The following is a 12746-nucleotide window of genomic DNA, read 5'->3' as shown; positions in this document are numbered from 1 at the left end:
GTTTACAGCTTGGGCAGGTAGCTCTCGAGTTCGTACTGGTGAACGACCGTGCGATACCTGTCCCATTCGATCTTCTTGTTCTCGATGAGCTTCTCGTGCACGTGGTCACCCAGGCATTCCTTCAGGAATGCACTGTGCTCGGCAAGCTCGATGGCCTGCGCCAGATTGCTGGGGAGGCTGCCGATTCCGCGGGCCTCACGTTCCTCAGGAGTCATTTCGTACACGTTCTCCTCCACAGCGGCGCAGCACTCCTGCCCCTCTTCGATACCCTTGAGCCCCGCGGCCAGCATGACAGCGAAGGCAAGGTACGGGTTGCAGGCCGGGTCCGGCGAGCGCAGCTCGATGCGGGTGGCCTTCTCCTTGCCGGGCTGGTACTCAGGCACGCGGATCATGTCGGACCGGTTGCGGCGGGCCCACGACAGGTACACCGGAGCCTCGAAGCCCGGAACCAGACGCTTGTAGGAGTTCACCCACTGGTTGGTGACAAGGCAGAACTCCGGCGCGTATTTCATAATCCCCGCGATGTAGCACTTGGCGACGCAGGACAAGTGCATTGGGTCGTTGGGGTCGTAGAAAGCATTCTTGTCGCCGGTGAACAGGGACTGGTGGGTATGCATGCCACTGCCGTTCTCGCCGGACATCGGCTTGGGCATGAAGGTCGCGTAGACGCCGTGCATCCGAGCGACTTCTTTGACCACCAGGCGGTAGGTCATGGCATTGTCTGCCATGGTCAGGGCGTCGGTGTACCGCAGGTCGATCTCGTGCTGGCTGGGTGCGACCTCGTGGTGGCTGTATTCCACGTCGATACCCATGGCCTCCAGCGCAAGCACAGTCTCGCGGCGCAGATCGGCGGACACGTCGGATGGGACCAGGTCGAAATAGCCTGCGTGGTCCAGCGGCTCCGGGTACTTGTCCGATGCAAAGTAGAAGTACTCAAGCTCCGGCCCGACGTAGAAGATGTAGCCCAGCTCTTCGGCCTTCTTCAGGTTCCGGCGCAGGACGTAGCGGGGGTCACCCACATACGGGTCGCCTTCGGGTCTGAGCACATCGCAGAACAGGCGGGCCACTGCGCCCCCCTCGGTCGGACGCCAGGGGATGAGCTGCCAGGTGGACGGGTCCGGCATGGCCACCATGTCGCTCTCATCGATGCGCGCGAAGCCCTCGATGGAGGACCCGTCAAAGCCCATTCCGTTCTCCAGAGCGCCCTCAAGCTCCTCCACCGTGATTGCGAAACTCTTCAGGTATCCCAGAATGTCAGTGAACCACAGGCGGATGAACTTCACATTCTGTTCCTTCGCCGCCTCAAGCACATACTTCTTCGCGTCGTCCATTGTCAGCGTCCTCCTGGTTTCATTAGGCTCGCAGCCCCTCGGTTGGTCGTGATACTATGCCCGGCGTGTTTCCGATTTGTTTCATGGGCGCGAATCAACTCCCTCGCGCTCCGAAGGACGATCGGCGCACCGGGGCGAATACCACCAGGACCACCCGCCGCAACCAAGGAGGACTGGGATGTCCACCATGCTCCCCATTGCCTGTCTTCTCGCGCTGTTAACGGCGCTATGCACTTTCGCTCAGGAGGAGAAGCTTCCCGTTCCTCCCGAGGGCAAGACCTGGAAGCTCACGTGGAACGATGAGTTCAATGGGACCGTTCTTGATGAGAGCAAGTGGCAGGTGTTCGACAACAACCCCCGCCGAGATGGATTCTGGATGCGCAGCACAGTGAACCTCGACGGAGAGGGCAATCTGGTCATGAGCACCGTCAAAGAGGGAGACAAGTACCTGGACGGTTGCATCCGCACCCGCGGGAAGTTCGAGCATGCCTTCGGGTATTTCACTATTCGCGTGAAACTCCAGAGACAGCCCGGACACTGGTCTGCATTCTGGCTCATGGGTGACGGCGTCGGGAAGGTCGGCAATGAGGGGCGCGATGGAACCGAGATCGACATTTTTGAGAAGCCGTGGCTCAACGACACGGTGCAACACGCCCTGCACTGGGACGGCTACGGAGAACATCACAAGTCGGCAGGCCACAAGGTGGAGGTGCCCGGCGTTATGGAGGGCTTCCACACCTTCAGCCTGTGGTGGAAAACCGACGAGTATGTCTTCTATGTGGACGGCAAGGAAACGTGGCGCACCAGCGCCGGCGGCGTCTGCCACGTGCCTCTTTTCATCAAGGTGAGTGACGAGATCGGTAAGTGGGCAGGGGATATCGCCACCGCCGAACTGCCTGACCAGTTCCTCGTGGACTATGTTCGCGTCTATGACCTAGTGGACGCGGAGTGAGCTCCGCGGCCTTATGCTTGTCGCGAAAGGAAGCAGTCATGTCGATCAGGATCGGCGCACAACTCAACTGTTGGCCGTTGGGCACTCTCGGCGAGGAATTGGTCATTGCCGTGCGTGAGGCAGGCGAGATCGGCTTTCAGGGCATTGAGACCAACTGGCGGATGATCAACCAGTGGGGCGACCGACGTCGGGAGTTTGCGGACCTGCTGCGACAATCCGGGGTGGTTCTCTCGGCCCTGTTCTTTGGGGCGGGAAGCGCCGAGTCCACCGCCGCGAGGCAGGAGATCGACGACGCGCTGCGCGCCGCCGAATTCCTGCGTGCGATGGGTTCGGACCGTATGATGGTTGGCGGCGGCAAGGCTACAGATGATCCCGACGAATTCCGGACCGTCTGCGACCATTACAGCGAACTGGGCGCAAGGGTGCTCGACGATTTCGGCGTGAAGGCATGTTATCACCTCCACCACGGGGCTATCGCGTCGTCACCTGATGAGATCGCTCGCATGATGGAACTAACCGATAAGCGCACCTGGTTCCTGTGTCCGGACTCGGGCATCATGGTGCGCGAAGGCCACGACCTCAACGCCACGCTCAGTAGGTACTTCGATCGTATCGGCTACGTTCACTTCAAGGACTGGGACGGGGGCGAGAGCTGGTGCATGTTGGGTGAGGGTGTCGTGGACCACACCGGTGCACTGCAGACGCTGGAAGCCCTCGGGTACGACGGCTGGGTAATCTCGGAGAACGAGTCTCGCCGCCAGGACCTCAGTCCCAAGGAACAGCAGGCCGCGGACCGTGCCTGGTTCCGCGCGCAGGGGTACTAGAAAACGCGTGAGTTCCTACTTGCCATTGCCCGTGCAGGGCGGCCAGCCCCTGGAGGATCCGATGCGCACATCACTTGCTCCGCTTATACTCGCAGTTCTCTTCCTGCCGGCAGTCTGTATCGCCCAGGACGCAGATCAAGACGGAATCTCGGATTCTATCGAAAAGACCCTGGGAACCAACCCCCTGCTCCCGGAGACACTGCAGCTGGTGCTTGAGGACGCGGCGGAACCTGCTGCCCGACTCGCGGCCGAGGGCTACAATGCGGCAAAGGACGTGCAGAGCGTGGAGTTCGGGCACGTCGCGGAGAACCGGTACCTGTGGAAGGTCAATTTCGCCGCGCCGCCAGAACTGGTCAGCACCGTCCTGCATCTGTACCTTGACGCAGACTGTGACGAGGCCACCGGCCGCCCTGGTCCTGCGAAGGGCTATGTCACCGGCACCGACTATATGCTCAGCGTGGTTGGAGGTGGCGCGAACCCGGCGCATTTCGGGGCCGACGGCACTCGCTCCGATGCCCCATCCATGTCTTTCGCAGCCCAGGGCAACAGTGTGTATATCTCATCGGACCTTGACCTGTCCCGCGACGATCAGGGCATCCGCTTCGGTCTGTACGTGCTCTGCCACGATGTAACGCAGCCGGGTGAGAAGCCGAAGATGGATGATTCGGTGCCCAAGAAGCTGGTTACCGGGCAGCCGACTCTTGACCGGGAGAAGATCATGCGCCCCGAGGACCGCACGGAGAATTGGCGGGTTACCGCAACCCACGGGCTGGACATCTTGCGCGCATTGCTGGCTGATCCGGACACCGTGCAGGTGCGCTACGACCAGCTTGAGTGCGACGGGTACGCGGTGGACATTCAAACCCAGCGCCGCTTCGGGCATGTGTCCCGGAAAGCCCTGGGGGGCAAGGTCACGGCCCGCGCACCCAGGTCCGGGAAGTACTATGTCGGGTTCATGATGTACGACGACGGCAATGATGAGCGGGTGGCCATTTACCTGAAGGGCGAACTGGCCGGTCTCGCGCTGGCCCGAAATGACAACAACCAGGACTGGCTCTTCTATCTCAGCGATCCAGTGGACATTTCCGAGGGAGACGACGTCACCCTGGTTGCACTGGGGCCGTCGGGGCTGCATGGGATCTGCAACGTGCTTTTCTTCCCCCGCGCACCGGAGACGCGGGTGGTGGAGAACAAGGTGGAAAACACTCTCTGGGCGGGGGTCGTCAATGAGCCCGGCCGCGTGAACATCTCCTGGACCACTACCTGGCCGAGCCGCAGCCGCTTCGAGTACGGGACCACCACAGAATACGGGCAGGTGGCCGAGGAGGATTGCTACCGCATCGTCCACAAAGCTCGGCTGTCCGGCCTTGACCCAAACGCCACCTATCACGGGCGCGCTGTTGGTTTCGCCCGGGACGGCAGCCCGTATTACGGCCCGGACATCATTTTCGACGCGAAGGGAATCGTCCCGCCGGAGACCCAGGCGGAGACTGCCCGGGTGCCTCTGACCGTGCGCAACCCATACGACTTCGCGCTCGCCGGCTGGCCGACCACTGCCGGCGTTCCCTTCCCGCGCGGCGTGCTGGGTAGCGCAGACAACGTGCGCATTCTACGGGGCGGCGCTGAGGTGCCCGCCCAGATAAAACCCACCGGAACCTGGCCCGACGGCAGCGTGAAGTGGGTGCTGGTCACTCTTCTCGCGGATCTCCCGGCCTCGGGCGAGACGACCTACGACCTCGAGTTTGGGCGGGATGTCAGGCGAGCCTCCGCAGGCGGGGTGCTGGCGAGACAGGACGACCAATTGGTCATCGTGGACACCGGCGCGGTGCGATTTGAAGTCGATGCGCGCGGGCAGGTTGCGAACCTGAGAACCCCGGAAGGTCGCGGATTTGACGGCGCCTGCACGACCTCGATGACCACAAGCCAGGGTGGGGTTTTCTCGACGAGCGCGGGCGATGCACCCGCGCAGATCGTCATCGAAGAGAACGGCCCTCTGCGGACGGTGATCTTCACTTCGCGCGACATGCTGGCCGAGGATGGTGGCGACTGCTTCCGTGTCGAACAGCGTATTGAAGCCTGGCGCGGATCGCCACTGGTGGTCATCCATCACACCTTTATCAACGATGTGGGCCAGGAATGGACCGAGGTCGAGAGCATGTCGCTCACGGTTCCCGTCTCGGCACAGTGGCAGGCCCTCTTGGCGGACGGAAAGCCGATCGGAGTGTCAGGCAAGCTCCAACAGCGCTTTGACGGCGAGTACACAGCGGGGAACGCGGTGATGAAGGGACGGCTCAGCGGGACGGTTCTTCCCGACGGCGATGCCGCTTGCGCGGTCTCCCTGCGCGACATGTGGCAGCAGTACCCCAAGGCGCTTTCAGCCAACGCGGGCATGCTTCAGATCGATCTGTGCCCAGACTTCGAGCCTGGCCTTTACGACGCGTTCCCCTTCGAGAAGGAAGGGCACCATCTCTACTACTACCTGCTGAATGGGCGCTACAAGCTCCGGCAGGGCATGGCGAAGACCCACGAACTGCTCCTGTGCCCGGCCCCGGCGGAGACCCGGAAGGCGCTCTGCCAGGCCTTCCAGCGTCCGCCGCTCCTCACAGCCCCGCCCGAGTGGTACTGCTCCAGCCGGGCCTTCTATGACGTGGCTCCACGCAACGAGACCTTGTTCAAAGCCTACGAGAACGCCGTGGACAAGAATATTGCAGAGTACATCAAGGGCATGGAGCGCCAGCATGACTTTGGCATGATGAACTACGGCGACTGGTACGGAGAGCGCGGCGCTAACTGGGGCAACGAGGAGTACGACACCCAGCACGCCTTCCTGATGGAGTACGTCCGCTCCGGCAACCCCGACGCCTTCTTCCTGGGGCACTGCCACGAACTGCACAACCGCGACGTAGATACCATCCAGTGGGCCCCGGACAGGAAGATGGTGGGGGGCGTCTACGTCCACCAGATGGGCCACGTCGGCGGCTATTACACGGAATCGGTGCCTGGCACTCTGGGCATACCCCGGGCGGGTTACACCGTAAGCCACGCCTGGAGCGAGGGGCACTTCGACCACTATTTCCTCACCGGGGACCCGCGCTCGCGAGAGACGGGTATCGCGGTCACTGACTTCTTCGCCGACAAATCCCTGGGCCGGCCGTATGACTTCGCAAGCTGCCGCGATCCCGGGTGGCATCTCATCATGAACGCCGCTGCGCTGGCTGCAACCAATGACCCGTATTACCTGAACGCGTCGCGGGTCATCGTCGACCGGGTACTCGAGACCCAGGATACGGTGCCGCGACCACTGCCCGAGTACCAACAGGAGCCCGGACGCACTCACCAGCTTGGTGGCTGGTCGCGGATGATGGTTCCGGGCCACTGCGAGTGTGAGCCCCGGCACCAGGGCAATGCCGGCTTCATGGTGGCGGTGCTCCTGTCTGGTCTCAAATACTACCACGACGTAACGGAAGATCCGGCGGTAAAGCAGGCGATCATCCTGGGCGCGCGCAATCTGATCGAGGAGACCTACTCCGAAGAGGTCCACGGGTTCCGCTACACGTCCTGCCCGAAGACCCGCTACGTGCCCGGTGCCTCCCCGCTGATGGTCGAGGGGATAGCAAGGGCGTACCTGTGGACACGCGACCCGGTGCTGCTGGACCCAATTACCACCGCCTTGTCTCTGGGTGCAGGCGGCAGCGGTTACGGCAAGAGCTTCAGCATGTACTACCGCTGCGCTCCCCGAGTGCTGGCGGATCTTGCAGCCTGCGGCCTGACCCTCGCGGAACGGATGACCGTCCCCAAGGCAGAGTTCAAGGCCCCCGACTGGCTGGCGGCCTTGTCTGAAAAGCAGCGCATCGTGCTTCAGGCCGAGAAGTTCACAGGCCAGGGCGGGGGAGAGGTGGCCGAGAAAGACGACCGGCAGGGCTGCTGGGGGACAATGATCACCCAATGGCACGCGGACATCGGGCACTGGCTGGAATGGGAGTTTGAAGTGCCGCAGGCGGCTGAATACCGCATCTGTTTCCGGTACGCCAGCGGCAGTGAGAACGCGCCTCGGCGGAGGGTGGAAATTGACGGCAGACTGCCCACGGAAGCGGCGGAGTCAGTCACCTTCCCCCTCACCGGAGGGTATGCGTCCGCTGCTTCCGACTGGAAGTACCAGTGGCTGAAGGATGGAGCGGGGCAGGACGTGCAAGTTCCCCTCAGCGCCGGGAAACACCGCTTGCGCATGACGAACCTGGGAGATGGTATGGGGCTGGATTTCATAGTGCTGGTCAGAGACTGACGGTTTGTCGCTGTCGGGGACGGGCACTGAGTTTGGCGCCCGTCCCCGCGGTTTGGCGTGGGTTATCCCGCTCGGCCAGTGATGTAACGCTCGGTGCGCTCATCTTGGGGCGCACGGAACAACTGCTGCGTCGGACCGCTCTCAATGAGATGGCCGGTGCGGTTGTCGTCAATCCAGAAGAACGCCGCGTATTCGGACACGCGCGCCGCCTGCTGCATGTTATGGGTCACGATGATGATCGTGTACTCCGGGACTAGTTCCTTCATCAAGTCCTCGATGCGGTAGGTGGCGATGGGGTCCAGCGCGGAGCATGGCTCGTCCATGAGCAGGATCTCCGGCTCGACCGCGAGTGCCCGGGCGATGCACAGGCGCTGCTGCTGGCCGCCAGACAGGGACATGGCGTTGATCCGCAGCTTGTCCTTGACCTCCTCCCATAGCCCCGCGCGCGCAAGACACCGCTCCACATGTTCGTGCAGCCGCCGACCCCGATAGAGCCCGTGCATGCGCGGCCCCCAGGCCACGTTCTCAAACACCGATGCCGGGAAAGGATTGGGCTTCTGGAACACCATGCCCACTCGCTTGCGCAGGCGCATCACGTTCACCCCAGGGGCGTACACAGCCTGGTCGTCGATGTAGAGCTGCCCCTGGAAACGAGCCTCGGGAATAGTGTCATTCATCCGGTTGATGGACCGCAGGATGGTGGACTTCCCGCAGCCGGAGGGACCCATGAAGGCGGTGATGAGACCCGCCGGGACGTGAAGATGGACTTTCTCAACGGCCTGGAAGGCGCCGTAACGCACCCCAAACTGGTCCAGGTGAATCCGGGTCGGGTGGGGTCTTCCATGGGCGTCCATCGGGGCCGACTGTTTCTGCGTGTCGGGAACCGGCGTTCCAGCCCCGCCTTCGAGCTCTGTTGCGGCCATGGTCTTCATAGTCCCTCCACTACTGGATGATCTCGTACTTCCCACGCGTGACGACACGGGTAAGGATGCTCATGCCAAGCACTAGGCTTACCAGGACGAGTGACGCGGCCCAGGCCATGGCGTGCCAGGTCTCATAGGGCGACAGGGCATAGTTGTAGATGGCCAGGGGCAGCGACGCGATGGGCTCTGACAGGCTTTTCGACCAGTAGTTGTTGTTGAATGCGGTGAACAGCAGGGGGGCAGTCTCTCCGGCGACTCGCGCCGCGGCCAGCATGATCCCCGTGATGATCCCGGCGCTGGCGCCACGCACGAGGACAGCAACTGTGGCCCGCCATTCGGGCACCCCGAGCGCCAGCGCTGCCTCATAGAGCGTGTATGGGACCATGCGGATCATCTCTTCGGTAGTGCGCACCACTGTGGGGATCATGATCATCGCCAGAGCGATCCCGCCGCTATAGGCGCTGAAGGTCTGCGCTTTGACCACCACGAGTTCATACACGACGACGCCGACCACGATCGACGGCACTCCGCTGAGCACGTCCGCCGCGTAGCGCACCCAGAATGACCAGCGCCAACCGCTGGCTCGGGCAAGGAGCACACCCGCCAGCACGCCCACCGGGACACCGATGCAGGAAGCAAGCCCCACGAGCACCAGTGTCCCAACCACGGCGTTCGCAAGCCCGCCGCCTTCCTCGCCCACAGGAGCAGGCAGTTTCGTGAAGAAATCCAGGTCGATATGGGTGATGCCCAGTCGTGCCACATGGAACAGGACGGCGAACAGTGGCAGCACGGCAGCGACAGCCATGAGCGTGCAGACAGTCAACGCGAAGGCATTCTTGAGCCGCCGATAGCTCTGCCGATCCCAGGTCATCGTCTGTCGCCTCCCTGCATCCCGGTGCTTCCCCAGATCAGCAGCCGCGCAATGGCATTCACCGCGACGGTGAGCAGGAGCAGCAGCAGCGCGATCTCTGACATGGCCGCGGCGTGCAGTTTGCCCATGGCTTCGGCGAATTCATTGGCAATGACCGACGCCATGGAGTAGCCGGACTCGAAAAGGGAAATGGAGATGGTCGGAGTATTGCCGATGAGCATGGTGACGGCCATTGTCTCGCCAAGCGCGCGCCCCAGGGCGAGGATGACAGCGCCAAGGATGCCCTTCTTTGCATAGCGTAGCACCGGTCCGCGGAGGGTCTCCCAGTGTGTGGTTCCCAGAGCGAGCCCCGCTTCGGACTGGGCGCGGGGGACGGCTCGTATCGCGTCTGTGGAGATAGACGCGACGAAGGGCAACACCATCACCGCGAGGATGATCCCAGCTGCCAGCACCCCGATGCCCATGGGGGGGCCCGAGAAAAGCGGGATGTGGCCCCAGCGCTCCCCAACGAACAGCTCGAACCTCTGGATGATCGGCGCAGCGACGAAGATACCCCACAGTCCGAAGATGACGCTGGGAACTGCTGCGAGCAACTCCACCAGGAAAGACACAGGGCGTGAGATAGCCGTTGGGGCGAGTTCTGCGAGGAAGATGGCAGTTCCGATGCCCACAGGCACCGCAAGTAGAAGAGCGATGAAGGACGTTACGAGCGTGCCCCAGATGAAGGGGAGTGCACCAAATTGCTCATGCACAGGGTCCCAGTCACTACTGATTAGGAACCGAAGTCCAAAGTGATCTAAAGACGCGGCCGAGTTCTTCGCGAGCGTGTACCCGAGAGTGACGACAAGCGCGAGCACAACACCACTGGCGCCATACAAGATGGCGTTGAATGCCCGGTCGCTGATGCATAGGCTAGCCTCTGGGCGTGCTCCGGGTGCGATTTCAGCAGCCATTATGCGGGCTCCTCACCGGCTGTCGTAAAGTGGGGCGCCTCCCATGGGAAGAGGCGCCCCGCGCAGGCCCAGGCGCTGTGCTTCGCCTGGAGGGAGAGATCAGTGGAGCGGGACTACTTCAGCTTCGCGATCATTTCCTTGCAGATGGCGCGCACGGAATTGGGTAGCGGAGCATACTCAAGGCTCTTTGCGATGGCCATCGACTCGTCGGACATGAGCCAGCCCAATAGGCGCTTGAGTTCCGCAGGCTGGGCGGAGTTCTCGTAGACGAAGATGAAGGTCAGGCCAACGATCGGGTAAGCATCGCGGCCGGGAGAGTTGACGATGTCAGCGCGCAGGTCGTTCTTGAGCACGCTCAGAGCACCCTCAATGCAGGCGCTGGTGCTGGAAAGTGAGGGCTTGATGTAGTAGCCGCTGCGGTTCTTCACGCGTGCGGTAGCAATGTTGTTCTGCTTTGCATAGGCAAGCTCGACATAGCCGATCGCACCGGGGATCTGCTTCACCAGAGCGGCGACTCCCGCATTCTTTGCGCCACCCTTGCCGGTGGGCCACTTGACTGCGGTACCCTTGCCGACCTTGGACTTCCACGTCGGGCTTATCGCGCACAGATAGGTGGTGAAGATGTCGGTGGTTCCGCTGCCGTCGCTGCGGTGGCAGACGGTGATCGGAAGGTTCTTGTTGCGCAGTTCGGCATTTTCGGCAACCAGCTTGGGATCGTTCCATCGCTTGATCTGACCCAGGAAAATGCCGGCCACGCTGCTGGCGCTGAGCTTGAGGTCGCGGGAGGCGCCGGGCACATTGTAGACGATGGCGACCGCGCCGCCGCAGGTCGGGATCTGGAAGAGCTTGCCGGGGAGGGACTTGAGCTTCGCGTCGGACAGCGCAGCGTCACTGCCGGCGAAGTCCACAGTCTTCTTGGTAATCGCGTCGATTCCGGCCCCGCTGCCGGTGGCCTGGTAGTTGACTTGAATACCCGTGCGGTTCTTGAACTCTGCAAAGGTCTTCGTGTAATACGGGAACGGGAAGCTCGCGCCGCTGCCGTTCAGGGTCGCCGCGGAAGCGGCCATGGTGCTGATCGCGAACACCGCGCACAGCATCATCGTCACGAGAGACTTGCTTGCACTGCGCATTGTGTGCTATCCTCCGTTTGGTTAGCGACCGCCAACGGCGGCCGTTGTGACTGTCGTAGCGGGGCTGCTCCGGGCCATGGAGGAGCCCCCTTTCTTTGTCTCAGTAATGGGTCATGAGTTGGATGCCGAACTCGCCCCAGCTGTCGCCACCCTCGGGTGTGTCCTCGGAGTACTCCACCGTCACGCGGTTCTTGCCGTCCTCAAGCTCGTGAGCGTAGCCGATGGTCCACCGGTCGCGGGTGTAGTCCTTGGCGCCGCGGCCTTTGCGGCGGCCGTCGAGCTCATCGTAGCGGGCGTAGAAAGTGCCATCACCGTCTTCCGGGCGGTACAGGGCCATGACGTAGAAGCCGTCGATGTCAGCGCCTTCGGTCTCGCCGGTGAAATACTCAGCCTGCAGGCCGAAAGGCTGCGGGGCCAGGTAACCGTGGATACCGATCAAGTCCTCACTGACTTCCTGGCCAAGACCCTTGGAGACGTAATCCCCGGCATAGTAGCTGGCGCCAAACTCCAGGTACTGGTCAGGCTCTTCGCTGTCAGAGTTGAAGCCCTTGATGAGCATGGGCTTGCAGCCGCGCAGGACGATGTGCTTGTCGCTATTGAGCTCGGCGCCGTCCTCGATGCCCTGGCCGTTGAAGAAGGCCACTGCGATGTTGCCGAAGTCACCGGTGCCGAAATGCTCATTCTTCGCAAGGTTGAACAGCTTGGCATCCTCTGGATCGGTGTAGTAGTAGGCGATACCCGTGTCGCGCTCGCCCGCGATGGTCCGGCGAGCAACCCAGTTGCGTTCCAGCGGCAGGCGGGATGAACTCGACTGCGGGCCCTCGAAACCGAAGGGGACCTTGTGCTGGCCGAAGCGAATCATGGATGTCATCTCGTTGCCGAACTTCTTGTCCACGTAGGCATCCTTGATGGTGACGTCGCCCTCGCCAAAGTCCGGCTGGATGACCACTTCGACGCCGTCAGCCGGCTTGGCGGAAAGCTTGATCCGAGCGCGCCGAACCAGGAATTCGCTGTCCTTCTTGAGCGAGACGGACGCGAGATCGACTTCTTTCTCTTCAGCATCCGGATAGTACAGACCGCGAGCCTGTATATAGCCGCCCAGCTTGATGGTGTCGTACCACTGCTTCTTCTTCGGCTTTGCGGCGGCGGCAGCGGCAAGCTCATCGGCCACGGCGGCTGCAGCCTTCATACCCTGTGCCTTGAACTCCGCGGCCTTCTCCGCGGAGATAAGGCCCGACGCCACCATGGCATCGATCACGGCATCGACGTACGCGCGATCCGGCGACGGCGTGGGCTCTCCCGCCCAGGACACCGTGCACAGTGCGGCCACGGCGACGACGGCGAACAGCAATACTGCGGTCCTCATGGTTTCCCTCCTGGGATGTGTGCGATGACGCGACTGGTCTTGTGTGCCCGCCAGACGCGGGTCACTTCCCCACTTGGTCGGAGATCCGTCGCGATGGGGCTCACATGGCAGAAG

General features: G+C 62.4%; 9 protein-coding genes. 3 read left to right on the top strand and 6 right to left on the bottom strand.

All coding sequences use genetic code 11. The features are described from left to right. Positions 1-2: 2 nt before the first annotated feature. Positions 3-1331, bottom strand: a complete 1329-nt coding sequence (locus tag HPY44_09575) for a glutamine synthetase (GenBank protein ID NSW56253.1) — start codon at positions 1329-1331, stop codon at positions 3-5. Positions 1332-1509: 178 nt separating this feature from the next. Here HPY44_09575 and HPY44_09570 point away from each other — a divergent pair, with 178 nt between their 5' ends. From HPY44_09570 to HPY44_09560, 3 genes are all read left to right on the top strand, one after another. After that, the gene (locus HPY44_09570; GenBank protein NSW56252.1) at positions 1510-2283 is read left to right on the top strand and encodes a glycoside hydrolase family 16 protein; all 774 of its coding nucleotides are present in this window, start codon (positions 1510-1512) and stop codon (positions 2281-2283) included. Between the two features lie 38 nt (positions 2284-2321). After that, a complete protein-coding gene (locus HPY44_09565) occupies positions 2322-3107 on the top strand; it encodes a TIM barrel protein (protein ID NSW56251.1) in 786 nt (261 codons plus the stop codon). A gap of 61 nt (positions 3108-3168) precedes the next feature. Continuing rightward, positions 3169-7389, top strand: a complete 4221-nt coding sequence (locus HPY44_09560) for a hypothetical protein (GenBank protein NSW56250.1) — start codon at positions 3169-3171, stop codon at positions 7387-7389. A gap of 62 nt (positions 7390-7451) precedes the next feature. On the opposite strand, the gene pstB is transcribed toward HPY44_09560, so the two are convergent. The 5 genes from pstB to HPY44_09535 form a co-directional block, all read right to left on the bottom strand. Further along, complete coding sequence (gene pstB, locus HPY44_09555; protein ID NSW56249.1) at positions 7452-8243, bottom strand: phosphate ABC transporter ATP-binding protein; 792 nt, start codon at positions 8241-8243, stop codon at positions 7452-7454. Between the two features lie 88 nt (positions 8244-8331). Continuing rightward, positions 8332-9183, bottom strand: a complete 852-nt coding sequence (gene pstA / locus HPY44_09550; protein ID NSW56248.1) for a phosphate ABC transporter permease PstA — start codon at positions 9181-9183, stop codon at positions 8332-8334. Continuing rightward, the gene (pstC, locus tag HPY44_09545) at positions 9180-10136 is read right to left on the bottom strand and encodes a phosphate ABC transporter permease subunit PstC (protein NSW56247.1); all 957 of its coding nucleotides are present in this window, start codon (positions 10134-10136) and stop codon (positions 9180-9182) included. The genes pstA and pstC overlap by 4 nt, the downstream gene beginning before the upstream one ends. Positions 10137-10249: 113 nt before the next feature. Beyond that, entirely contained in the window at positions 10250-11266 is a 1017-nt protein-coding gene (gene pstS, locus HPY44_09540) for a phosphate ABC transporter substrate-binding protein PstS (protein NSW56246.1), read from the bottom strand. Positions 11267-11366: 100 nt separating this feature from the next. Beyond that, on the bottom strand, positions 11367-12632 hold the full coding sequence (locus HPY44_09535) for a hypothetical protein (GenBank protein ID NSW56245.1): 1266 nt from the start codon (positions 12630-12632) through the stop codon (positions 11367-11369). Between the last annotated feature and the right edge of the window lie 114 nt (positions 12633-12746).

The sequence above is a fragment of the Armatimonadota bacterium genome (assembly GCA_013314775.1).
GTDB lineage: Bacteria > Armatimonadota > Zipacnadia > Zipacnadales > JABUFB01 > JABUFB01.
Note: the sequence above shows the minus strand (reverse complement) of the source record. Positions and strands in the feature narration are given on the sequence as shown.